Origin of the sequence: Bacillus sp. TH22 (assembly GCF_016651015.1) — a bacterium.
Taxonomy (GTDB): domain Bacteria; phylum Bacillota; class Bacilli; order Bacillales; family Bacillaceae_G; genus Bacillus_A; species Bacillus_A mycoides.
On the sequence record NZ_JAEKER010000001.1, the window covers coordinates 1,000,302 to 1,024,809 of the forward strand.

19 protein-coding genes and 1 pseudogene are annotated in these 24,508 nt (G+C 37.1%); 9 read left to right on the plus strand and 11 right to left on the minus strand.

The window, feature by feature from the left end:
* The first annotated feature begins 156 nt into the window (after positions 1–156).
* The 5 genes from nirB to JFU18_RS05015 all read left to right on the plus strand — a co-directional run bounded on the left by nirB (position 157) and on the right by JFU18_RS05015 (position 5,702).
* Positions 157–2,562 (plus strand): NADPH-nitrite reductase large subunit, encoded by a 2,406-nt coding sequence (nirB, locus tag JFU18_RS04995; RefSeq protein ID WP_201050281.1) that lies wholly within the window; start codon positions 157–159, stop codon positions 2,560–2,562.
* Between the two features lie 15 nt (positions 2,563–2,577).
* Positions 2,578–2,892, plus strand: a complete 315-nt coding sequence (gene nirD / locus JFU18_RS05000; protein WP_201033706.1) for a nitrite reductase small subunit NirD — start codon at positions 2,578–2,580, stop codon at positions 2,890–2,892.
* A 212-nt stretch (positions 2,893–3,104) separates the two neighbouring features.
* Positions 3,105–4,529, plus strand: a complete 1,425-nt coding sequence (locus JFU18_RS05005) for a uroporphyrin-III C-methyltransferase (protein WP_201033705.1) — start codon at positions 3,105–3,107, stop codon at positions 4,527–4,529.
* The gene (locus JFU18_RS05010; protein ID WP_201033076.1) at positions 4,526–5,236 is read left to right on the plus strand and encodes a sirohydrochlorin chelatase; all 711 of its coding nucleotides are present in this window, start codon (positions 4,526–4,528) and stop codon (positions 5,234–5,236) included. The genes JFU18_RS05005 and JFU18_RS05010 overlap by 4 nt, the downstream gene beginning before the upstream one ends.
* Complete coding sequence (locus tag JFU18_RS05015) at positions 5,229–5,702, plus strand: precorrin-2 dehydrogenase (RefSeq protein WP_201033704.1); 474 nt, start codon at positions 5,229–5,231, stop codon at positions 5,700–5,702. Before JFU18_RS05010 ends, JFU18_RS05015 begins: the two co-directional genes overlap by 8 nt.
* Positions 5,703–5,924: 222 nt before the next feature.
* Here the strand turns inward: JFU18_RS05015 and JFU18_RS05020 are convergent, their stop codons facing one another.
* The 7 genes from JFU18_RS05020 to moaA form a co-directional block, all read right to left on the minus strand.
* Positions 5,925–6,428 (minus strand): SpoIIAA family protein, encoded by a 504-nt coding sequence (locus JFU18_RS05020; RefSeq protein ID WP_043313905.1) that lies wholly within the window; start codon positions 6,426–6,428, stop codon positions 5,925–5,927.
* 55 nt (positions 6,429–6,483) lie between these two features.
* A complete protein-coding gene (gene narK / locus JFU18_RS05025) occupies positions 6,484–7,653 on the minus strand; it encodes a nitrate transporter NarK (RefSeq protein ID WP_201033703.1) in 1,170 nt (389 codons plus the stop codon).
* A gap of 80 nt (positions 7,654–7,733) precedes the next feature.
* On the minus strand, positions 7,734–7,967 hold the full coding sequence (gene moaD / locus JFU18_RS05030) for a molybdopterin converting factor subunit 1 (RefSeq protein WP_201033702.1): 234 nt from the start codon (positions 7,965–7,967) through the stop codon (positions 7,734–7,736).
* A complete protein-coding gene (locus JFU18_RS05035) occupies positions 7,964–8,434 on the minus strand; it encodes a molybdenum cofactor biosynthesis protein MoaE (protein ID WP_002127097.1) in 471 nt (156 codons plus the stop codon). The genes moaD and JFU18_RS05035 overlap by 4 nt, the downstream gene beginning before the upstream one ends.
* A 44-nt stretch (positions 8,435–8,478) precedes the next feature.
* Positions 8,479–9,768 (minus strand): molybdopterin molybdotransferase MoeA, encoded by a 1,290-nt coding sequence (locus tag JFU18_RS05040; RefSeq protein ID WP_201033701.1) that lies wholly within the window; start codon positions 9,766–9,768, stop codon positions 8,479–8,481.
* A gap of 43 nt (positions 9,769–9,811) precedes the next feature.
* Positions 9,812–10,825 carry a molybdopterin-synthase adenylyltransferase MoeB gene (locus JFU18_RS05045; protein ID WP_201033700.1) on the minus strand — a complete coding sequence of 338 codons (1,014 nt, stop codon included), beginning with the start codon at positions 10,823–10,825 and terminating at the stop codon, positions 9,812–9,814.
* A gap of 17 nt (positions 10,826–10,842) precedes the next feature.
* Positions 10,843–11,856 (minus strand): GTP 3',8-cyclase MoaA, encoded by a 1,014-nt coding sequence (gene moaA, locus JFU18_RS05050; protein WP_201033699.1) that lies wholly within the window; start codon positions 11,854–11,856, stop codon positions 10,843–10,845.
* A gap of 279 nt (positions 11,857–12,135) precedes the next feature.
* Here moaA and JFU18_RS05055 point away from each other — a divergent pair, with 279 nt between their 5' ends.
* Positions 12,136–12,828, plus strand: coding sequence for a Crp/Fnr family transcriptional regulator (locus JFU18_RS05055; protein WP_201033698.1), 693 nt, complete (start codon positions 12,136–12,138; stop codon positions 12,826–12,828).
* A gap of 81 nt (positions 12,829–12,909) precedes the next feature.
* On the opposite strand, the gene narI is transcribed toward JFU18_RS05055, so the two are convergent.
* Genes narI through JFU18_RS05075 form a run of 4 tightly spaced genes read right to left on the minus strand, consistent with a single transcriptional unit; the run spans position 12,910 to position 19,315 of the window.
* Entirely contained in the window at positions 12,910–13,599 is a 690-nt protein-coding gene (gene narI / locus JFU18_RS05060) for a respiratory nitrate reductase subunit gamma (RefSeq protein ID WP_048561722.1), read from the minus strand.
* Positions 13,600–13,616: 17 nt separating this feature from the next.
* The gene (gene narJ, locus JFU18_RS05065; protein WP_002031591.1) at positions 13,617–14,147 is read right to left on the minus strand and encodes a nitrate reductase molybdenum cofactor assembly chaperone; all 531 of its coding nucleotides are present in this window, start codon (positions 14,145–14,147) and stop codon (positions 13,617–13,619) included.
* Between the two features lie 19 nt (positions 14,148–14,166).
* On the minus strand, positions 14,167–15,642 hold the full coding sequence (gene narH / locus JFU18_RS05070) for a nitrate reductase subunit beta (protein ID WP_061675506.1): 1,476 nt from the start codon (positions 15,640–15,642) through the stop codon (positions 14,167–14,169).
* Positions 15,632–19,315, minus strand: a complete 3,684-nt coding sequence (locus JFU18_RS05075; RefSeq protein WP_201033697.1) for a nitrate reductase subunit alpha — start codon at positions 19,313–19,315, stop codon at positions 15,632–15,634. Before JFU18_RS05075 ends, narH begins: the two co-directional genes overlap by 11 nt.
* A 710-nt stretch (positions 19,316–20,025) precedes the next feature.
* Here JFU18_RS05075 and JFU18_RS05080 point away from each other — a divergent pair.
* The 3 genes and pseudogenes from JFU18_RS05080 (at position 20,026) to JFU18_RS05090 (ending at position 24,426) form a co-directional block, all read left to right on the plus strand.
* Positions 20,026–20,988 (plus strand): AAA family ATPase, encoded by a 963-nt coding sequence (locus tag JFU18_RS05080; RefSeq protein WP_201033696.1) that lies wholly within the window; start codon positions 20,026–20,028, stop codon positions 20,986–20,988.
* Positions 20,988–22,202 (plus strand): DUF58 domain-containing protein, encoded by a 1,215-nt coding sequence (locus JFU18_RS05085; RefSeq protein WP_201034587.1) that lies wholly within the window; start codon positions 20,988–20,990, stop codon positions 22,200–22,202. The genes JFU18_RS05080 and JFU18_RS05085 overlap by 1 nt, the downstream gene beginning before the upstream one ends.
* Positions 22,199–24,426: pseudogene (locus JFU18_RS05090) on the plus strand (transglutaminase TgpA family protein). The gene JFU18_RS05085 and the pseudogene JFU18_RS05090 overlap by 4 nt, the downstream one beginning before the upstream one ends.
* Positions 24,427–24,508: the final 82 nt, after the last annotated feature.

A 24,508-nucleotide genomic window follows, 5' to 3' on the forward strand; every position in this document is an offset into this window, starting at 1 on the left:
ATTCCCTTTCGCTTCTCCCTTCACATAAATCCGAATTTTAACAATTTGTGAATTATTATAAAAATGTGATAAATATCACATCTCCCTCTTTTTTAATTTTCTATAATAGAAATATAATCCTTTGTTCAACATTTCACATAAAAAGGGGAAACGAAAATGAAAAAACGTTTAGTTATGATCGGAAATGGTATGGTCGGCATACGTTGTATGGAAGAAATATTAAAACATGATAGTAATTTATATGAGATTACTATTTTTGGAGATGAACCACATCCGAACTACAACCGTATTATGCTCTCTCATGTATTACAAAGAAAAACAAATATGCAAGATATCATTATGAATGAATACAGTTGGTATGAAGAAAATGAAATAACTTTGTATACAAATGAAAGAGTTCAAAGTATTAACCGAAAAGAAAAAATTATTATTACAGAAAAAAATCGTACTGTTACATACGACAAACTCATTATCGCAACAGGTTCTAGTGCTTTTATTTTACCAGTTGAAGGTTCCACTCTTCCCGGTGTAACAGGATTTCGAACAATTGAAGATACACAATTTATGATGGATACCGCTAAAGAAAAGAAAAAGGCTGTTGTCATTGGTGGTGGATTACTCGGTTTAGAAGCCGCAAGAGGTCTTATTGACTTAGGAATGGACGTACATGTTGTTCATTTAATGCCTAGCTTAATGGAGCAACAACTAGATACGAAAGCAGCTTCCCTATTGCGTGAAGATTTAGAAGCGCAAGGCATGAAGTTTCTAATGGAAAAGAAAACTGTAAAGATTCTTGGTACAGACCATGTTGAGGGCATTCAATTTGAAGATGGTGAAGTTGTAGATTGTAATTTAATCGTGATGGCTGTTGGAATACGCCCGAATACCCATTTAGCAAAAAATGCTAGTTTAATTGTAAATCACGGCATTGTAGTTAACGACTATATGCAAACAAATGATGCATCCATTTATGCTGTTGGAGAATGTGCGGAACATGACGGTATCGCATATGGACTTGTTGCCCCTCTTTATGAACAAGGCGCAATATTAGCAAAACATATAACGAATTTACAAACGGATGGATATGCGGGCAGCATCGTCGGTACGCAATTAAAAGTTGCAGGTTGTGATTTATTCTCTGCTGGTCAAATTTATGAAGATGATCAAACGAAAGCAATTTCAATCTTTGATGAATGTAAACGTTCCTATAAAAAAGTATTAATTCGTGACAATAAAGTCGTCGGTATCGTTTTATATGGTGATGCAACTGATGGTACACGCCTCTTTAGCATGTTAAAGAAAGAAGAAGATATACAAGAATATACAGCCGCTTCCCTTCTTCACAAAACTGGTGAAGAAAGTGAACTTGACGTTGCTACAATGAGTGCGGATGACACAATTTGTGGATGTAATGGCGTTACGAAAGGTACAATCGTTCATGCCATTTTAGAGCAAGAGTTAACTACTTTTGAAGAAGTTAAAGGATGCACGAAAGCCGCAGGGTCTTGTGGTAAATGTCGTCCGCTTGTGGAACAAGTTCTAGCTCATACACTCGGAGATGCTTTTGATGCTTCTGCGCGGTCTGCTGGTATGTGCGGATGTACAACTTTATCACGTGACGAAGTCGTAGCCGCCATTCACGAGAAAGGTTTAAAATCGCCAAAAGAAGTACGAAATGTACTCGGTTTTGCACATGAAGACGGCTGTTCGAAATGTCGTCCTGCTTTAAATTACTATTTACGTATGGCGATTCCGGAAGAATATGTAGATGATAAATCATCCCGTTACGTTAATGAAAGAATGAATGGTAACATCCAGCATGATGGTACATTCTCTGTTATTCCACGTATGTACGGAGGCGTTACAACCGCAGATGATTTAATAAAAATTGCTGAAGTCGCAAAAAAATATGACGTTCCTCTTGTGAAAATTACAGGTGCGAGCCGAATCGGCTTATATGGTGTTAAGAAACAAGATTTACCTAACGTATGGGCTGACTTAAATATGACTTCTGGATATGCGTACTCAAAATCGCTTCGTAATGTAAAATCATGTGTTGGTTCTCGCTTCTGTCGTTTCGGTACGAAAGATTCTTTAGGACTTGGTATGCTCCTTGAACAGTCATTAGAAATGGTAGATACACCTCATAAAATGAAAATGGGTGTAACAGGTTGTCCACGTAACTGTGCGGAAGTACTTACGAAAGATTTCGGCGTTGTGTGTGTTGAAAATGGATTCCAACTTTATATTGGCGGAAATGGTGGTACAGAAGTACGCGAAGCTGATTTTGTAATGATTGTCCCAACTGAAGATGATGTCCTTCGCATCGCTACAGCTTACATGCAATATTATCGTGAAACTGGTATTTACGGGGAGCGTACTGCCTATTGGACAGAACGATTAGGCTTCGATCATATAAAAGAAATACTACAAGATGCAAGTATGGTTACTACGCTAAATGAACGTTTCCAAACAGCTCGGAGCACATATACGGAAGCTTGGGGACAAGCACTAGAAACGAAGTCTTTAAAAGCGATGTATGAAGTAGAAACTGTGAAATAAGGAGCTGTGATCTATATGATACAAACGAAAGAAAAAATAAAAGTTATGCGTGCGGAAGACCTTCCTATTCAAATCGGTAAAGAAGTGCAAATGAAAGGTATGTCTATCGCCCTATTCCGCCTTTCAAATGGAGATATTCGAGCTGTAGAAAATCGTTGTCCTCATAAAAACGGACCGTTAGCAGAAGGAATTGTATCTGGAGAATTCGTCTTTTGTCCACTGCATGATTGGAAAATCTCATTAATAACAGGTGAAGTTCAAAAACCTGATGACGGCTGTATCCAAACGTACGAAGTAGAAGTTATTGATGGTGACATTTATATAAAGTGAAACTTTAATCAGCGGGGATTGGTTCATCCCCCGCTGATTATTAGCCCTCACCAATCGGGCTTTTACGGGCAGTTGATCCCCACCTAATTACTTTGCTTTCGCTGAATTTTGAGGTGGGGGTCTTACTGCCCGTTAATGCGGGATAAACATGTAATTTACGAAAGGAAGCCTCCTCTGGCTTCCTTTTAAATAAAAATAAACGAGGTGCGAATATGAACGGATATGTATATTTAGTTGGTGCAGGACCAGGTGATGAAGGGCTTATTACAAAAAAAGCGATAGATTGCTTAAAGCGTGCCGATATTGTCTTATATGACCGCTTATTGAACCCTAACTTTCTTAGCTATACAAAAGAAACTTGTGAACTTATTTATTGCGGTAAAATGCCAAAGAATCATACTATGCGTCAAGAAATGATTAACGCCCACCTCCTTCAATTTGCGAAAGAAGGAAAAATCGTTGTCCGCTTAAAGGGCGGAGATCCATCTATTTTTGGCCGTGTTGGTGAAGAAGCAGAAACTTTAGCGGCTGCGAACATTCCATACGAGATTGTGCCAGGTATTACAGCTAGCATCGCCGCTAGTAGTTATGCAGGTATCCCCCTCACCCACCGTGACTATAGTAATAGTGTAACTTTACTAACTGGGCATTCGAAAGGTCCTTTAACCGATCATGGAAAATATAATTCATCCCACAATAGCGACACAATTGCCTACTACATGGGTATAAAAAACTTACCTACAATTTGTGAAAGCTTACTACAAGCAGGAAAGAAAACAGATACGCCAGTAGCAGTCATTGAGTGGGGTACAACTGGAAAGCAACGCGTTGTCACAGGAACACTTTCAACCATTGTTCCTATCGTCAAAAACGAAAATATTTCTAACCCTTCTATGACAATTGTTGGTGATGTCGTTTCCTTACGGGATCAAATCGCTTGGAAAGAACGTAAACCATTGCATGGTAAAAAAGTTTTATTTGCATCCGCAACAAATAAAACCAGTTTCATGAAGCAAAAGTTACAAGAATGCGGTGCAGAAACATATCAAATTCCAACTTTCAAAAGGGAAGAATACACATTAACATCTGAACAAATCAATGAAATTTTTAACGTTGATCGCCTTGTATTTTGTTCAGATGAAAGTGTAGAAATCTTGATGCGATCATGTAGTAAACACCAGAAAGATATTCGTTCCTTACAGGTGAAACTGCAGTATATGAACGTTGCCACTCAAGAAAAACTTATGCAATATGGGCTACTAAGTAAACAAGCAGAGTTCTCTTCCGATACAACTGTTTATTTAGGCAGAAATATTAATCGAATTGGTTTTATTCAAGAAAAAATTGGTGCTGGGTCTTATATGATGACTCATGAGTATACAATTGATCATCGCTTCGATGAAATTCATTCTCGTATGCTTTCTGAATTCTCATGGGATAGCATTGTATTTGAAGGACGTGCTTCTATTGATACGTTTCTAGCAGAAATAAAACGCCTTAACTTTATCAATATTCTTACTCTACCATTCTCGTATACCGATATTCCAACTTTACACTATGCAAATAAAGTCGGATTTCATAACGTAGATCATCCATTACAAGACACTATTATGAAGAAAGACATGGTGGCACAATGAAAGGAATCGTATATGTTGGACACGGTAGCCGACTGCAAGAAGGTAACGAACAATTCATTCACTTTATTCAATCTGTTATGAAAGAACGTAACGAAACGAGTCAAAAAATAGCTTTTCTAGAACTAACGACACCTACCATTTCGGATGCAGTTACAGAAGCAATACTAGAGGGTGCAACTGAAATAATGATTGTACCTGTTTTATTATTTGCAGCAGCTCACTATAAACGTGATATTCCTTTTGAAATAAAGCAACTACAAAAGAAATATCCTCAAATAACATTTTCAGTTGTACCACCTTTTAGTACGCATCCACATATGGTTGAACTTGTAGTGAAAAGAATACGTGAAACTATGCCAAAGCAAGATAGTAGCGTTTTACTCGTAGGACGAGGCAGTAGTGATCCACAGCCGATACATGAGTTACAACAAATCGGAGCAGCGGTCGAACGAAAACTCGGTATGCCAGTATCGTGCTCCTTTTTAACGAAAGGAGCGCCCTCTTTTACTGCTGAGCTCAAGACGATAACATCGACTGCGTCCCATGTATATGTCATGCCGTACCTTCTCTTTACCGGTTTGTTGCTTCAAAAAATTAAGTTGCATACAAAAAAATATGATCACATCACGACTTGCAACTGTCTTCAGTTTGATACATATATGAAGTTAACATTATTAGAACGAATGGAGGAATGTGTGTATGTATAATATGTATCCTCTTATGTTTAATTTAGATAAAAAAGTAGTTGTTATAGTTGGTGGTGGTAAAATCGCATATCGGAAAGCGTCTGGATTAAAAGATACAGGCGCTTTTGTCACCGTTATCAGCCCAGAGATTTGCGAGGAAATGAAGGAACTTCCTTATATTACTTGGAAGCAAAAAACTTTTAGTAATGATGATATTAAAGATGCTCACCTTATTTATGCAGCTACTAATCATCATGCTGTAAATATGATGGTCAAACAGGCCGCCCATGATTTCCAATGGGTTAACGTTGTAAGTGATGGTACAGAATCATCGTTTCACACACCTGGTGTCATCCGAAATGATGAATATGTTGTGACTATTTCAACTTCAGGTAAAGATCCATCGTTTACAAAGCGTATGAAGCAGGAACTAACATCTATACTTCCTAAGCTTATAAAAAATCTTTCCCGTACACATAAGTCTTAATCTATCTCTTAGCTAACATATGAATTTACTTTGGGCAAACGTTTTCAGAGACGTTTGTTCTTTTTGTTTTGGTTTCATTTTTCAGAATCACCCAGGCAATTGGACAAGAATCTGCAAAGAAAAATAATAGTATTGAATACTTGTAAGCAAGTGAATTTCATGACACCTGCAACATTACGAGCAAAAAACAGTTGCTTGAGATCACCGGGTTCAATAAAGGTTTTATATTGGATATTCATTCAACCATATTAGTGCTTGCTCATAATCATCAAAAAATTTTACAGATTCTTTTGTATTGGATTGTTGTAAATAATTCATTATCTCCCCTTCTTCAAGGAGAAACGCAATTGCCTTACTGTGATTCAAAATGGTTTCATTGAAGAACTTATCTTTCCATGCTTTTTGAACAGAAAAATGATTTGGCATGTATCCTTTTCTATTCACCAACAATTTGTATTTCCGGCCCTCGGAAATGAATTGATGACAAACTTGCTCAAAGCCATTAAACCATTCATAAACATCATCTGTTTTTATCTTGCCAATTAGATGGGTAACAATTAAATCTCCTGAAACTGTTGTGCTGATATTCTGTTTACTCAACTTGGAATCATCTCCCTTAGTTACAATTATGCGTAAAATTCTCATAAAATCAATAAGGATAAAATTCTTAAGTAATAAAACAACATTATTTACGAAAAGAGCCTTGTTATTCATAAGACAATTCATTCTTTTTTGTTTAAGTAGAAAAAGGATGCCTCTACTAGACACCCTTTTTACCCTATTAATTATTCTTTAACATCACTAACAGCTTTTCTTGGCTATACATCCACACTGTAATGATTAAACAAGCAAGTGCTACTTCTGATAATGCCATAAACCCAATTGCATAATGACCTGTTAGTTGGAATAGTAACGTTAAAATTAATGGTGGGAAGAACCCTCCTAGTCCACCTAAAGCTGACACAACCCCATTTACAATCCCTGCTTGTTCAGAGAAGTACATTGGAACAAGTTTAAAGATTGTACCATTTCCAATACCTGCACAGAATGCGACTAGTAAGCAACCAAATGTATACACGTTCATACTAGGCATGAATGATAAAACAATACCAGATAGTGTTAAGCCGATAAATACGAAGATTAATATTTTAAATGGATTAAATTTATCACCGAGCCAACCACCAATCGGGCGCATCATTGTTGCTAATACGATGAATCCAGCTGTCCGCATGCCTGCATCTACTTTCTCTAATCCGAAGTGAGATACTAAAAAGTTTGGTAAATATACTGTAAATGCAACAAATGATCCAAATGTTAAAAAGTAAAAGATACATAGAAACCAAAGTTTTTCATTTTTATATACACCTTTTATTTGTTCCATTAATGGTGTATTCACCTTTTTTTCCTTACGATCGCCTAATAAAAAGTTCATAAGTGCAAATGCTGCAAGTAAAACTAAATAACACTGTACTGTTGTTCTCCAGCCAACTGATGTCGCAATTACAGGTGCTAAAAATGAAGTAATTGCTGTTCCAGCGTTACCCACACCGTAAATACCATTTACAAAACCGTGACTCTCTTTCGGGAAGTATTTCGGTAGAGAAGTTACTCCTACAGAGAATACAGCACCACCAATCCCTACAAATAATCCACCAATAATTAAATCCATCATAGAATTGGCAACACTAATGTAAAAGACAGGGAATAATAAAAGTATAAAACTAATAAAGAACAATTTTCTTGCTCCGTAACGATTTGTCCAATAACCAATTGGAATGCGAAGAATAGAACCTAAAATAACCGGTACTGCTGTGACCATAGAAATTTGTCCCGCAGTTAATGGAATATCCGCTTTAATATATGGCATTAATGATGATAAGATAACCCATACCATAAAACCGATAACTAGATTAGAAGTTTGTAAACTTAATTGAAAATTAGGACTTTTCATCCTGTTCCCTCCTATGTATGCATAGTTATATTCATTCTCTCCAGCCTAATCACGTCCTAACATGATTAGGCTGAAAAGAATCAACCACCACTTACTGACGGAATCATTGCTACTACATCGCCAGTTTGAATAATGTCATCCTCATTTGCATACTCTTCATTTACGGCGACCATTATCTCGTTTGAAATCGCTACGCTGTATTTCTTAATGAGAACTTCCTTTAGTTCAGCAACCGTAATATTTTCACAATCTATGTACAAGGCCGGCTTACTTGCTTCTTCTTGCAAATGTGCAAATAATAGTACTTCAATCATGTTCTCATCTCCCTTTCAGGCTCACCATTTGCATATGCTATTTTCTCTAACTGATCACCTATCCATGACTCACCATCTTCCCAAAACTCTTTCTTCCAAATCGGAACAATTTGTTTTATACGCTCCATAATATATTCGTTCGCCTCATAGGCTGCTTTCCGGTGTGGTGTTGAAACGGCGACAACAACAGCAAAATCAGAAATTTCCAATGTACCAATGCGATGTGTAATTGCTACATATGTCCCAGGCCACTTCTCTTCTACTTCATTACCAATTTTCTCAAGCTGTTTTTCCGCCATTGTTTTATATGCTACATACTCTAAATATAGCGTACGACGTCCTTTCGTAAATTCTCTGACGGTACCAATGAAAGTAGTAACCGCACCACACTCACACCGAATTACTTTGTTTGTAACTTCTTCAATTGAAATAGGTGTATCAATTACTTCATAATACGTATGTGTCATTTTGCACCTCTTACCTTCGTATAAGTTAGCAATCTATTTTTCTATTACTTGTATGATCGAAGTGGTTCTTTCCACGGCCACTCACTTCCTATGTTCGATTCCAATAATAATACCGAAACAATTATTCCTGCTTCAAATCCTTTCGTTCCTCCCGGCAGGACGATAAATGCATTCGCCTCTGCAAGTGAAGAAATTGCACTAGATTTATCTAAACCAACTGGTGTAGCTTGCAATGTTCCATCTACAATTTCTACTCTCCCTCTTACAAAACGAGTAAATGGGTTTGCTTTCGGAAAATCTTTCTGCAAAATTGCCTCTGCACGAAATACGTGCGGATCTTTCTTATACAAATATGTTTGAATAACAGGCTGAACAAATAATTCACAACCAACATAACAAGCAGAAGGGTTACCGGATAGACCAAATAATAGTTTTCCTTCTAATTCAGCTACAGTTGTCACACTTCCTGGTCGCATCGCTATTTTGTTGAAAAGTACATTAGCTCGTAATCTCTCATAAATAGCAGGTAAATAGTCATAGTCTCCTACTGAAACGCCACCAGTTGTAATTAAAATATCGACTTCTTTTATTGCTCTTTTTACGGTCTCATAACACGTCTCTAAATCGTCAGCAAATTGTCCATAATAGCGTGCAATTCCACCTGCTCGCTCAATTTGAGCAGCAATCATATAGAAATTACTATTTCGAATCCTCCCCGATTTAAGCTGTTCATGTACTTCTAAAAGTTCACTTCCTGTCGCTAAAATTCCAATAACCGGCTGTTTTACAACATGTACGGAACTATAACCAAACGTAGCAAGAAGCGCTGCTACTCCAGGGTTAATAGAAGTCCCTTTTTTCACAAGTATGGCATTTTGTTTTACATCTTCTCCTTTAAAAGAAATGTTATCACCAGCAGCGAAAGAGCGTTTTAATTTCATATAAGTCTTTTCTTTTTCTTCAAATCCTTCCGTTAGCTCTAACATAACAACCGCATTACATCCTGCTGGAATTGCAGCTCCTGTCATAATACGTACAGCTTGAAATGCTTTCACCTCTTCTCTAAAAACAGAACCTGCCCCGATCTCACCAATCACTTCAAACTGAATCGGGTTACTGCTATTTGCTTCTTTTGTATCTTCCGCTCGAATCGCAAATCCGTCGTACGGAGAGCGATCGAAATGCGGGACATCATGATCTGCAATAACATCTTCTCCAAGCATTCTACCGTAGCTGTCTATAAGAGAAACCTTTTCTATTTCACCTTGATGAGCATACTCCATTATGCGTGCAACTGCTTCTGCTACTGGAATTGGTTTACGTTTTTCTAGCATTCTTTTTTCACCTCGTTTTGATAAGGATAAACTCTCTTTCTGTTCATCCTATATATTTTGCGTATAATCGTTTTGCCATTTTCATATCATTAGTCCCATGAATAAACGCTCTGCCGTCTGTAAATAAAACAAAACGATATTCATCTACTAGAAACGATAGTAAATATGGAGTTTTTTTGACACTCACGCTTTTTTGTAAGCGCTTTTGAATTTCTTCTAAATTAAGAATTCTCTTTATTCCTGGACGGATTTGAACTGTATTCCGCCCGCATAGCACTTCAGTTTTCATCTGTGCTTCAAATGTTAAACTTGGATAAGTGCGTACATTCCCACAAGATGGACATGTACTTTTCTTCTGCCTATTTACTTTTAATGAGAGATATTGATTGTTCCAAATATCAAATGATAACATCGTTCCCCTTAACACCTCAAAATCATTCACCAATATTTTCATCGCTTCTGTCACTTGGTGAGCAACGACCATTTGTACAGCCGGTTGAATGATTCCTGCTGTATCACATGTTGCACCGCCCATAGGATGATCCATTAGGCAGCGAAAGCATGGTGTTTCCCCCGGAAGAATTGTATACGTTACACCGTAACTTCCAATGCATCCACCGTATATCCAAGGTATATTTTCTTTTTGCGAAATGTCATTTATAAGTAGGCGCGTATCGAAATTATCAGTCGCATCTAAAATGAGATCCACTTCTTTTACTAACTCTTCCATTTCTTGCATTGTAACATCCGTTACAACAGGTACAATTTCTACTTCAGAATTAATTTTCCTTAAATGCTCTGCCGCTGCAATTCCTTTCGGTTTACACTGCTGTGCATCTTCTTCTGTATATAACTGTTGCCGCTGTAAATTACTCCATTCGACGTAGTCACGGTCAGCAATTGTCAATTTCCCAATCCCCATCCTAACGAGCGCTTCCGCATTTGCAGCTCCTAGTGCACCCGCACCGATTAGGAGCACATGTTTTTTTCTTATTTTTCTTTGTCCCATTTCACCAATTCCAGAAAACAATACTTGCCTTGAATATCGCTCTTGCATAGGGAATCCTCCTTTCGCTATCCACCAATATAAGACATTTCAACTTTTGGACGTTTATTTGTACTTTCAGCCGTTCTTTCATCCGAATACCGATCTGTTCTGCACTCCCATGTATGTTGGAGAATTTTTAATAATGAAGCATCAGAAATATTTTCTCGAAGAAGCGTTCGCAAATCCGTTCCTTTCGTTCCAAATAAGCACGTAAAAAACTTACCGTCTGCCGAAATACGAGCTCTCGTACAAGAGGAACAAAAAGATTCAGAAACAGAAGTAATAAATCCAACTTCTGCATCGCTCCCTACATATCGATACAATTTCGCAACTTCTCCAAAGTAACGAGGCTGGGCGGGCTCAATCGGATATACACGATTAATTTTCTCTATTAATTGTTCCTTCGTAATAACTTGTTCAAAGTTCCATCCGTTCGTACTGCCCACATCCATAAATTCGATAAAACGAAGCTGAATTTCTTGTTCTTTAAAATAACGAGCCATAAGAAGAATTTGACTATCATTCATCCCTTTTTTTACGACCATATTTACTTTCACTTCTAATCCAGCTGCTTTTGCTGCTTCAATTCCTTTCAATACAGGTTTTGTACTTATATTTCGTCCATTAATTTTTCGGAAGACATGATCTTCTATCGCATCTAAACTAATGTTTACACGTTTTAATCCCGCTTCTTTTAATGCCCTTGCCTGTTTTGCTAAATGAATACCGTTTGTTGTGAGTCCAATATCCTTTAAGCCTTCTAGCTTTGCAAGCCTTGCAATTAACTTCGGTAAATCTTTACGCAATAAAGGTTCACCGCCAGTAAGTCTAATTTTATTAACACCCATACTTATAAATAATCTCGCTAACCTTTCTATTTCATCGAACGTTAATAAAAACTCTTCCTGTAAAAAAGCATAATCAGGTCCGAACACTTCAGCTGGCATACAGTACGTGCACCTAAAATTACAACGGTCAATAACTGAAATACGTAAATCTTGAAGTGGCCGCTCTAAAGAATCTTTCATCTTCTCGTGCATCTATATCCCTTCTTTTCTACTGCAATCATTAGTAAGCTTTCAATTTTTTTATTTGCCTTCATTATAAAAAAGAAGCTACATATTCAATGTGACTTTTCTCACATTACTTTCCCCATTCAAAAATTCTTCACAAATCTGTTCGCATTTTGTTCACATCTTCAGTCCCTACTCCTTACGGTCATTGAAATTTTACAACAATTTTGAAATAGCTCTTGCATTTTCAGCATACTTACACTCAAAATAGAAAATGTATTGCTTATAAGAAGAAAGGTGATTGCTGTGACAAACAGTATGAAGTTATCTCAAGATTTAAAGGAATTACTTGCATCTGTTGAATATAAAATGCAAATTAAAAAAGGAAGTTTTATTTTTCAAGAAGGTATGGAGGCAACCGAACTCTATATCATCCACTCCGGAAAAGTACAAATTAGTAAGCTAAGTGCTGATGGGCAAGAGTTGACACTCCGTATTTGTTCGGCATATGACATTATTGGAGAATTAACATTGTTCACGGACGATGCGAAGTATTTATTAAATTCAAAATGCCTTGAAGATGTTGAAGTAGGCGTTATAAAGCGTGAAGCGTTAGAAAGAGAATTACTCCAAAAGCCCGCACTTGTATTTGAATTTATGAAATGGATTAGTGAACATTTAAGAAGAATGCAAACGAAGTTCCGAGATTTAGTATTACACGGCAAAAAAGGTGCCTTGTATTCTACTCTCATTCGAATGACAAATAGTTATGGTGTGTTAAAAGAAAATGGTATTCTCATCGATTTACCTTTAACGAATCAAGAACTTGCTAATTTCTGTGCAACTTCACGTGAAAGCGTAAATCGAATGTTAAATGATTTGAAAAAAAAGGGTACAATTTCTATTCATAAAGGAAAGATTACAATTCACGATTTACAATTTTTAAAATGTGAAATTGCTTGTGAAGATTGCTCTGCTTCTGTTTGTAGCATTGATTAGCATCTAATTTCTATAAGGAAAGCCGAGGTCTCCAATTAGATCTCGGCTTTCCTTATAAGTTACTAAACATATAAAACAAAATTATTTTTTCAATTCATTTGGAATACGTCTTCTGTAAATTACATAACTACGGCTTAAGTATTTAATTGGGGCACTAAATACATGTACTAGTCTAGTAAATGGCCATACTGCGAAAAGCCCCATCCCTGCGAGAATATGAATTTTAAACCACACTGGTACTTCCATCATATATTCAACTTTCGGTTGGAAAATAAAGAGACTTCGGAACCAAGGACCGATCGTTGTACGATAGTCAAACCCTTTGGAGTCGATGTTTAAAAACGTTGAGGAAAGTCCTGCCAGCATTACGATAAGTAATAAAATAAGCGCAATATAATCTCCCTTTGTACTCGTTGCAATGATGCGTTTTACTGTTACGCGGCGGTACGTTAATATAATTAAACCGATGATAGAAGCGACACCTGCTGGAAGTCCGAAACTAATTGCCATTACGTGATACATATGCTCCGAAATACCTATTGAACGATATACAGCCTCTGGAATTAAAATCCCCATAACATGACCACCAATTACGAACATGATCCCAAAGTGGAATAATAGACTTCCGATTCGGAGCATTTTCTTTTCTAATAGTTCACTAGATTTTGACGTCCATCCAAATTGATCATAGTTGTATCTGAAAATATGTCCACCGATAAAGATTGCAAAAATGATATAGGGAAACAATACCCATAGAAATTGATCCATCATTTTGACAACTCTCCTTTCTAATTTGCCTGTACACCCCATGTATTGATAGCGAGTAGAACAGCGGCGAGAATTGGTTCATACATACAGTTTGCTTCTTTTAATTGCCCGTGCAACGCTTGTATATTTTCCGTGTATTTACTCATAATTGGTTCGCTATCTTTTTCATTCGCGTTTGCAAGAAACTCAAGTAGAAGCGGTAAATAATCAGGTAGTTCTTTATCTGTTACGTTAAAACCAGATTTTTGATAATGCTGTTTTAACTCTAATAATTCAATTCCACGCTCTCTTTGTTCACCTGTTTTCATGTAGGTAAGATACATATTTGTCTTCTTTCCAAAGTCGAATGTATAGACGTAAGAATCAATAAGTTGGTTGTCTGTTTTATTTAGCGCTTCTTTTATAAATGTTGTAAGTGATGCTCTGATTTCTTCCTGTTCAATTTCTTGAATCTCTTCCTGTAATTCTAGTAAAGCTTCCCTCCAACCTAGTTCAGGATAGGAGAGAAGAAAAGAAGAACAAGAAAAAGCTGTTTGTAAACTTTGTTTCATAGTTTTCTGCCCCCTTTTTTTAAGAAATTGTCGTACAAGAGCCTGGCCCACCTGCGAAAGATAAACCACAACTTCCTTGTTCGCTATATAAATCTGCAACTTGTTCGCGGTGAGACGTCGGGATAACAAAGCGATCTTTATATTTCGCAATAGCAAGAAGACGATACATATCTTCTACATCCTGTTTCGTTAAACCGAGTTCTTTTAATACAGCTTCATTTGGTTCTTTATTAATTTGTAATGCTCTCATATGTGTTCGCATGACAGCCAATTTTTTCAATGTAAGACGAATATGTGATTCATCTCCTGCAGTGAGTAAATTCGCTAAATATTGAATTGGAATACGCATATTATCAATAGCAGGGAAAATCTCTTCTGCTTGCCAGTTACTACCTTTCCCCTCCACCATGTTCATAATTGGGCTAAGCGGCGGGATATACCAAACCATTGGCATTGTACGATACTCTGGATGAAGAGGTAGAGCGATTTTCCAATCGATAATCATTTTATAGATTGGCGACTGTTGTGCCGCTTTAATCCATTCTTCAGGAATCCCTTGTTTTTTCGCTTCAGCTGCTACTTCTGGATCATTTGGATCTAGGAAAACAGTAAGCTGAGATTCATATAAATCTTTTTCATTTTCAACAGAAGCCGCTTCTTTTACTTTGTCAGCGTCATATAGCATTACCCCAATATATCGAATACGTCCTACACATGTTTCAGAACAAATTGTTGGCATACCAGCTTCAATACGAGGGAAACACATTGTACATTTTTCAGCTTTATTTGTTTGCCAGTTAAAATATACTTTTTTATACGGACAAGACGATACACAAAATCTCCATGCACGACATGCATTTTGATCCACAAGAACAATCCCATCTTCCTCACGTTTATACATCGCACCCGATGGACAAGAAGAAACGCAAGATGGATTCATACAATGTTCGCAAATACGTGGTAAATACATCATAAAGACATTTTCAAAATCCGTTTTAATTCCTTCTTCCATTTTCTTGACGTTCGGATCTTGTAACCCTGTTATATGTCCGCCTGCTAAATCATCTTCCCAGTTTGGACCCCATTCAATTTTGTCGATAAATTCACCCGTAATTGCTGATTTCGGACGAGCAACTGGTTGATGCTTACGCTGCGGGCTATTTGTTAACGTTTCATAATCATAGTTCCAAGGTTCAAAGTAATCATCAATTGTTGGCTGATCTGGATTGTGGAAAATATTCATAAGACGCTTCATTTTCGAACCGGATTTCAGCTGAATTTCACCATTTTTCAATTCCCAGCCGCCTTTGTATTTCTCCTGATTTTCCCATTGTTTCGGATAACCAATTCCAGGTTTCGTTTCTACGTTATTGAAGTACATATATTCAGCACCTGGACGATTTGTCCAGGTGTTTTTGCATGTTACGCTACAAGTATGGCAGCCGATGCATTTATCTAAGTTCATTACCATTCCGACTTGCGCTTTAATCTTCAAGCCAATCTACCTCCTTCAGTTTACGGATTACAACGTTTAAGTCACGCTGGTTCCCAGTCGGACCATAATAGTTAAATCCATAGCTTAATTGGCCATATCCACCAATCATATGTGTTGGTTTAACGTGAATACGGGTTGGACTATTATGTGTTCCCCCGCGGGTGCTTGTTAATTTCGTACCAGGCACGTTAATGTGACGATCTTGCGCATGATGCATAAATGCCATCCCCCTCGGTATACGGTGCGTTACAACAGCACGTGCTACGACTACGCCGTTACGGTTAAAGCATTCAATCCAATCATTATCAGCAACACCAGCTTCATTCGCATCATCTTTATTCATCCAAACAGTTGGACCACCTCTAAACAGCGTTAACATTGGTAATGAATCGAAGTACATACTATGAATCGACCACTTATTATGCGGTGTTAAATAGTTTAGTGTAATTTCTTTCCCTTCTACTTCAGGGCGTGATTTACGGAATGGTTTATGTTGCAGTATTGGTTTAAATGTTGCCATCGTTTCGCCAAATTCTTTCATCATGTCGTGATCTAAGTAGAAAGATTGTCGACCAGTTATCGTTCTCCAAGGGATGAGACGTTCAACATTTGTTGTAAATGGTGAGTAACGGCGTCCACCTTTTTCAGAACCCGTAAAGGCCGGAGAAGTAATTACTGTTTTAGGCTGCGCTGTAATTTGTTCAAATGTGAAGCATTCTTCTTCACGTTCTTCTGCTAAGTCACGTAGTTTTAAATCGGTTTGTTTTTCAAGCGCTTCCCATGCTTTTACCGCCATATGACCGTTTGTTGTAGAAGAAAGTGTTAATACCGCCTCAGCAGCATTAATTGCTTCTTTTATGTCTGGGCACCCCTTCGCAATAGAATCCGTTCGAACAACTCCTAATCGACTCTTTAATTGCTCATATTCTTTTTCTGCCGACCAAGAAATCCCTTTCGTACCAATCGGTTGTTTTCCGGTATTTGGTCCAAGCGCTGTCATCTTGTCATAAATCGTTTTATAATCCCTTTCGACAACATGAATTTGCGGCATTGTTTTACCTGGGATCGGTTCACACTCACCTTTGCTCCAGTCTTTAATCTTACCAAGTGGTTGCGCTAATTCTTGCGGTGTATCGTGAAGAAGTGGTGTTGCAACGACTTCTTTCATTGGTTCAAGATCGATTTTCTTCGCTAAATCTGACACAGCTTTAGAAAGAGAGGTGAAAATATCCCAGTCAGAGCGTGCTTCCCACGGTGAACCGATTGCTGGATTAAATGGATGCACAAATGGATGCATATCAGTACTGCTTAAATCATGCTTTTCATACCAAGTTGAAGCAGGTAAGACGATATCAGAATAAAGCGCCGTTCCAGCCATACGGAAATCTAAATTAATGAGTAAATCTAACTTCCCTTCAGGTGCATCTTCATGCCACTTAATTTCTTCTGGTCGTATTGAATCACTATCGTCATTCATTAATCCATTTGTTGTGCCTAATAAATGTTTTAAGAAATATTCGTGGCCTTTACCAGAACTTGAAATTAAGTTGGCACGCCATACAAATAAGTTGCGCGGGAAGTTGTTTTTATTATCTGGATTTTCAATTGCAAATTTTAGTTCTTTTTCTTTTAATTTTTGTGCAACATATTTTCCGATTTCTTCTTGCGTTGTTGCACCAGCAGCAACAGCTTCTTTATATAATTCAATTCCATTTTTCTCGAATGTTGGATAGGAAGGTAACCAGCCCAGTCGTGCTGCTAATACGTTGTAATCACCGTGATGTTGATAACGAGAGTTGCCCTCAATTGGTGATGCTAAATGTCCAACAGGTGTATCTTCATAGCGCCATTGATCTGTTACGAAATAGAAGAAAGATGTACCGTTTTGTAATTTCGGTGGCCCCTGCCAATCTTTCGCCATCGCGATTGTTTGCCATCCTTCTGCTGGTCGTAATTTTTCTTGACCAACATAATGTGCCCAACCGCCGCCGTTTACACCTTGTGCCCCAACGAGAAGAACAAGATTTAAAACTGTGCGATAAATCGTATCAGAGTTAAACCAATGGTTAATACCAGCTCCCATAATAATCATCGAGCGGCCATTCGTATCAACTGCATTTTGCGCGAACTCACGAGCAATTTGAATAATGAGCTCTCGTTTTACTCCAGTCATTTTCTCTTGCCATGCAGGTGTAAACGGTACATCATCATTGAAATCTTTCGGTTCTTGCCCGCCAAGACCTCGGTTCACACCGTAATTTGCTAACGTTAAGTCATATACAGTTGTAACGAACACTTCGCCTTCTTCTGTCATAACTTTTTTCACTGGAATTGTACGTTCTAATATTGTATTTCCATCATCAGAGAAGTACGGAATTTGCACTGTTTCAACACTATCTTCCATTCCAAGTAAAGAAAGACGTGGATCAATCGTTTCACCTGTCTGTTCATCTTCTAAACGCAAGTTCCATTTCTTCTCGTTATCCCAACGTGATCCCATTGTGCCGTGAGGTGTTGCAAAATCTTTCGTGTTATCGTTCCAAAGAACAGGCTTCCATTCTCCTAACTTTGTTTCACGTCCAATATCAGTAGCATTTAAGAAACGATCAGCGACGAATTGATCTCCTTTTTGTTTCAATGTGACAAAGAAAGGAAAATCAGTATATTGCTTCGCATACTTTGTGAAGTATTCCACTTGATTATCTACGTAAAATTCTTGTAAGATCACATGCCCCATTGCCATCGCAAGCGCACCGTCTGTACCTTGTTTCACACTAATCCAATCATCTGCAAACTTTGTAGACTCGGCAAAGTCAGGACTTACAGAAACGACTTTCGTTCCTTTATATCGAACCTCTGCTAAAAAGTGAGCATCTGGTGTTCTCGTCATCGGTACATTTGAACCCCATGTCATAATGTAACCAGAGTTATACCAGTCACTACTTTCTGGTACATCAGTTTGATCACCCCAAATTTGCGGAGAAGCTGGTGGTAAATCTGCGTACCAATCATAGAAGCTAAGCATCGGTCCACCCATAAGTTGCATAAAACGGCTACCTGCAGCGTGACTTAACATCGACATAGCTGGAATTGGTGAAAAACCAACATTGCGGTCTGGACCGTATTTAATTACTGTATAAAGTAAAGAAGCTGAAACAAGTTGTAATACTTCATCCCAATTCGCACGAATGAATCCCCCTTTACCACGCGCCTGCTTATACTTACGTGCTTTTTCAGGGTTTTCCACAATGCTTTTCCAAGCATCTAATGGTGACTCGTTATTTTGTAGTTCTTCTTGCCACATTTCCCAAAGCACACCACGTACATATGGATATTTCACACGAAGCGGACTATAAATGTACCAAGAAAAGCTCGCTCCACGCGGACATCCTCTTGGTTCAAAATCAGGCATATCAGGACCTGTAGTCGGATAGTTAAGCTCCTGCCCTTCCCATGTTACAATTCCATCTTTCACATAAATGTTCCAACTACAAGAACCAGTACAGTTCACGCCATGTGTAGAACGAATTACTTTATCATGCTGCCAACGCTTTCTATACACATTTTCCCATTCACGATCTTCATATGTTTCTTGTGTATGATTATCGTTATAACGATCTATTGGTGAAAAATATTTTAAACGTCTCATTAGTGCTGAAGGTTTCTTCTTCATACTGTTCACTCCCTTAGTACGTCTCTCTTACATACCCTTACTATAAAAGAGGTTGTAAAATACAGATGTGACATTTCGCACAGTTCAAGAGATTGTCATAAATTCATTTGGAAATCGGTTTAAGGGGAAACATTTATAAGTAAAGATTACTTTGTTTTGTTGTGAAGATTTCGGTCAGCGGTGGGCTTATTAGGAGAATAGTATTTGGAGGATTCACCTTTTTTTGCATAAGAAAAAACGCAGGAGAAATTCCTACGTTTTTATATAAATATATTAAAAAGAGTTTTGATACTACTTCAATAATGCTATAAGGAATTTACTTTTCTGCAACGATACTATTATCAAGACATATTTTATATAAAGTGAAACTTTAATCAGCCCGCAAATAGAGGGATAAAACTACAAATCATTATTTACTGTATTGCCCTTAATTACGGAAACAATTATACTAGATGTTATCTGCATATATAATCTGAATATTCATAAAATTATGAGTAGGATTTCCTTTGGGGACATAGAAATTATAAAGTATATCACCATGATTTTTTAACATTTAAGTTTTTCCTATTTATATAAGTTCTCAATATGAACTTATATAAACCATTCCTACTTACCTCTTAGATTACTATTATACTGCATTAAAATGAAGGAACTCCTTTTCTTTAACATAAAAATGAATTAGAAACGATAATAAAATTAGGAGGATTACGATGCCCCAGCTTGATTCATTACATCCCATAGTAGAAAGAATAATCAACAATATTGAAAAATTAATGGTCGGAAAACGAAAAGAAACGATCTTAGCTTTGACAGCTCTCTTAGCTGAAGGTCATGTACTATTAGAAGATGTTCCTGGCGTTGGGAAAACAATGCTAGTACGTGCTCTTTCTAAATCCATTGATGCCGATTACAAGCGTATTCAATTCACACCTGATTTACTGCCGTCAGATGTAACAGGTGTTTCTATTTACAATCCAAAAGAACTCCAATTTGAGTTCAAGCCTGGACCGATTATGGGGAATTTTGTACTTGCTGATGAAATTAATCGTACATCTCCAAAGACACAATCTGCCTTACTTGAAAGTATGGAAGAAGGCACTATCACAATAGATGGCATTACAAGATCGTTACCAAAACCTTTCTTTGTAATGGCTACACAAAATCCGGTCGAATATGAGGGAACATATCCTTTACCAGAAGCACAGCTCGATCGTTTCTTATTGAAACTAAGAATGGGATATCCTACACCAGAAGAAGAATTTGAAATTTTAAACCGGATGGAAAAAACAAATCCACTCTCTCATTTACAAGCTATTACTACAATAAAAGAATTACTTTATTTACAACAAAGCGTACGGGAAGTAAGCATTGACAAAGCAATCAAGCATTACATTGTAAAACTTGTTACTCAGACGCGTTCTTATAGTTCTATACAGCTAGGTGCAAGTCCACGCGGCTCAATCGCTTTAATGAAAGCTTCACAAGCTTATGCATTCATCCATGGCAGAAATTATGTTATTCCAGACGATGTTAAATTTTTAGCTCCTTACGTTTTAGCTCACAGACTCATTCTAAAAATGGAAGCAAGATTTGAAGGAATAACAGGAGAACAAGTTATCGCCAAAATCGTTGCAAGAACTACCGTGCCGACTCAAAGGACGAAAAACCTTTGATGAAACGACTACTACGAGCACTATATCACGTTACGAAGTTATTGCTAATCCCTTTATGCCTAGTCTTAACATTTGTGTACGCTATGCTTCAAGGAGGATTTGTAAGTTGGTTTTTGTTTTACAGTACGATTCCTATTGGTCTTTATTCACTACTACTTCCCTTCTACGCTTTACGAGACGCTGAAGTAAAACGAATAACAAACCAAAATGAATATGCAGCAGGAGAACAATTTTTAAGCACTATTACAATAAAAAGAAGATTTCCTTTTCCCTTACTTTATTTAATTATAGAAGATGAACTGCCATCACAATTTACAAATTGTAGACAAACGAAGGTGAATAAGGTAATACTCTTTCCAGGATTGAAACGAAATATTTCGTTTCAATATGCAATTGACACAATCCCTAGAGGAGAGCACACTTTTTCAAGCGTACGTGTCAAAACTGGTGATCTATTCGGTATGATGGAGAAAGAAGTAACTTTTTCAGTTCTAGATACATTTTTAGTCTATCCCCAGTACGTAGATATAACATATCGACAATTGGAAAATCATTTCGAACAAGGAGCGCTTTCAGCAAATATAAATTTAGCAAAGGACTCTACAATCTCTGTCGGTGTCAGAGACTATAAACCTGGTGACCGCTTTTCATGGATTGATTGGAAAGCAACTGCCCGAACAAACAATATTATGACGAAAGAGTTTGAACAACAGCGCAGCCATAATATCATGATATTTATGGACAGAACTGAGTCCCCTCTATTCGAATCAGTCGTAACATTTTCCGCCTCTATTGTAAGGGCTGTCTTGAAGCAAAATTCACCAGCGTCATTCGTGTCTGTCGGAAAAGAACGAACTTTTTTCCCTTTAGACAATGGTGATACGCAGTTACAACAAATCTTTTGCCATTTAGCGAGAGTACAAGCAGACAGTATATTCCCGCTCTCTCAAAGTGTAGAAATGGAATTAAGAAAAATTTATGAGCCCGTAACAATTATATTCGTGACAAGCGATCTTTCTCCCGATATTCAAAAGGCGGCTGACTTTGCTGCTATAAAAAACAGAAAATTAATGGTGTTTGTCGTGAAAGAAAAAGCAAATCAACTCTCACATCGAGAACTAAGTATTCTAGAAACTCTACAAAAACGAAAAATATTTGTAAATGTGGTTTATGGGAACCGGTATACAAACGTGTTTTTTGAGGTGAGCAAATGATAACATTACGAACAAAATACAAATGGGATATGAGCAGATTATTCATGCATGTATGTGCACTTCTACTTTTACTAGAATGGCTAAGACCCCTTATAGGTATTACAAACGTAGGTAGATTAGATATTTTTGTAATATTTATAGGAATTTGCTTCACTCTCTCTTTTTTCAAACAAGGTGGCAGATTCCAATAAAGATCGTCACGATCTTATTCATCATTCATTTCCTGTATTATAAAAATACTTTTATAAATCCATTTTGGCTAACAAATTTTTTTGCTGATATTTCTCGAAATTCCTCCCTGTTTTTTCAGGGGAATTTGCTAGATATTTCTCCAGTTTTTCCAACATTATTATTTTTTCTATCATTTTGGTTTTTGAGTTCTTTCAGCTCTTTTTGGGTTATTCATAAAAAACGTGGGTTGTTATTTCTTGTATTGACTATTATTTATATCACAACTTTTCATAACTTACATTTATACAATGCAAACTACGCTATTATTCGTACTGTTGTCATCGGCTTTTTTATGCTTAGTCTTCTTCAAATAGAACGAATAAAAGAGATTGAACACTTACAAAATTATGCTAGAGTAATCTCAAAATTACTTAGACCTCTTACAATATTTATTGTATTGTCAGCAACCATCGCATACTTCGCTCCAAAATTTGGCCCTCAATGGCCAAACCCAATGAATTTTTTAAAATTCAACACATCTGAAGCAAGTAAAGAACAAGAAGTTTCTAAAATTGGATATGGTCTAGATGACTCGCAATTAGGCGGTCCTTTTAAGCCGGATAATACAATTATTTTTACAGCACAAACGCAAAACAAACAATATTGGAGAGTAGAAACAAAAGATTTTTATACAGGAAAAGGTTGGGATGTTTCTGAAAATCGAAAAAAAGTTTCTTTTAAAAATAAAAACGACGTCGTGAGCTGGTACGAACCAAATACAAAAACGGAGATAACTGAGGCAACAATCACCATGCAAAAAAGTTATCCTCACCTTACCTATCCAGCAGGATTAGTATCAGTTGAGGCTTCTTCTGATGTATCATACAGCGTTGACCCCTTTTCAGAAAAAATCTATACGATGGACGGAGATTCTTCTACTATTTTAAATTCATATAAAGTAACATATGGGGTCCCAGAGTTTTCCATAGAAAACTTGAAAGCTGTAAAAACAAATGAAGGTCAAGAATCAAATCCTTATTTCATGACAAAGTACACGCAACTTCCCGAATCATTACCACAGCGAGTAAAAGACTTGGCTGTCAATCTTACAAATGATAAAGACAACCGATATGATAAAGTATTAGCTATTGAAAATTACTTTACAGACAATTCTTTTGTATACGAAACAATGAATGTCTTATACCCTGCCAAAAACCAAGACTATGTAGATCAATTCCTTTTCGATACAAAAAGCGGTTACTGCAATAATTTTTCGACATCTATGATTGTGTTACTTCGTTCTGCTGGGATTCCTGCTCGCTGGGTAAAAGGATTTACAGAAGGAACTCTGGAGAATACACTTGCCTCTGCAGAAAGTGAGAATGTTTATACAATCGCGAACAATAACGCACACTCTTGGGTCGAAGTATATTTCCCAGGATACGGATGGATTCCATTCGAACCAACAAAAGGATTTACCAATCCCTATAATTTTACAAATAATACTCCTGCTTCTACTTCACAAAATAACGAAGTAAATAATTCTAATAACGAGCCAATACACCAACGGAACAATGAAGCAAAGCTCAAAAGTTTAATAGAAAATACAGAAGAAGCCTCTACTAAAAAGATCACAAATTCCAAAAATGATTTTTCTTGGTGGTACGTATTCCTCTCTACGATACCGATTAGTATCACCGGATACATTCTCTTCACCACTAGAATGAAATGGATTACATTTTTTATTATTCTTTTCTATAAATACCGAAAAGATGATGCTGTTTATCAAAAAGCTTACGGTACACTTTTAAACCAATTTGCGAGAATCGGCATACCACGGGGTGAAAGTCAAACATTCCGAGAATACGCTCTCCACATCGATACACTTTATAACTCGGCCGATATGCAACAACTTACTTTCAGTTATGAGAACGCTATGTATCAAAAGGAACAGGCCGCAGCCGAATGGAAGACATCCGTACACTTATGGGAAGTGCTTATGAAAAAAGCAGCTTCTCTGCCTAAATCAAACGACTACGATAGAGTGATTTAATCTTGATAATGTGAGTTTAAAGAAAACACCTCAAAGAGCTACTTTGTTCTTTGAGGTGTTTTTTAGTAAACATAATAAAAGA

Coding starts and splice junctions, on each gene's coding strand:
- nirB (WP_201050281.1), top strand. CDS start 157: ATGAAAAAACGTTTAGTTATGATCGGAAATGGTATGGTCGGCATACGT.
- nirD (WP_201033706.1), top strand. CDS start 2,578: ATGATACAAACGAAAGAAAAAATAAAAGTTATGCGTGCGGAAGACCTT.
- JFU18_RS05005 (WP_201033705.1), top strand. CDS start 3,105: ATGAACGGATATGTATATTTAGTTGGTGCAGGACCAGGTGATGAAGGG.
- JFU18_RS05010 (WP_201033076.1), top strand. CDS start 4,526: ATGAAAGGAATCGTATATGTTGGACACGGTAGCCGACTGCAAGAAGGT.
- JFU18_RS05015 (WP_201033704.1), top strand. CDS start 5,229: ATGTATAATATGTATCCTCTTATGTTTAATTTAGATAAAAAAGTAGTT.
- JFU18_RS05020 (WP_043313905.1), bottom strand. CDS start 6,428: ATGAATTGTCTTATGAATAACAAGGCTCTTTTCGTAAATAATGTTGTT.
- narK (WP_201033703.1), bottom strand. CDS start 7,653: ATGAAAAGTCCTAATTTTCAATTAAGTTTACAAACTTCTAATCTAGTT.
- moaD (WP_201033702.1), bottom strand. CDS start 7,967: ATGATTGAAGTACTATTATTTGCACATTTGCAAGAAGAAGCAAGTAAG.
- JFU18_RS05035 (WP_002127097.1), bottom strand. CDS start 8,434: ATGACACATACGTATTATGAAGTAATTGATACACCTATTTCAATTGAA.
- JFU18_RS05040 (WP_201033701.1), bottom strand. CDS start 9,768: ATGCTAGAAAAACGTAAACCAATTCCAGTAGCAGAAGCAGTTGCACGC.
- JFU18_RS05045 (WP_201033700.1), bottom strand. CDS start 10,825: ATGCAAGAGCGATATTCAAGGCAAGTATTGTTTTCTGGAATTGGTGAA.
- moaA (WP_201033699.1), bottom strand. CDS start 11,856: ATGCACGAGAAGATGAAAGATTCTTTAGAGCGGCCACTTCAAGATTTA.
- narI (WP_048561722.1), bottom strand. CDS start 13,599: ATGATGGATCAATTTCTATGGGTATTGTTTCCCTATATCATTTTTGCA.
- narJ (WP_002031591.1), bottom strand. CDS start 14,147: ATGAAACAAAGTTTACAAACAGCTTTTTCTTGTTCTTCTTTTCTTCTC.
- JFU18_RS05075 (WP_201033697.1), bottom strand. CDS start 19,315: ATGAAGAAGAAACCTTCAGCACTAATGAGACGTTTAAAATATTTTTCA.
- JFU18_RS05080 (WP_201033696.1), top strand. CDS start 20,026: ATGCCCCAGCTTGATTCATTACATCCCATAGTAGAAAGAATAATCAAC.
- JFU18_RS05085 (WP_201034587.1), top strand. CDS start 20,988: ATGAAACGACTACTACGAGCACTATATCACGTTACGAAGTTATTGCTA.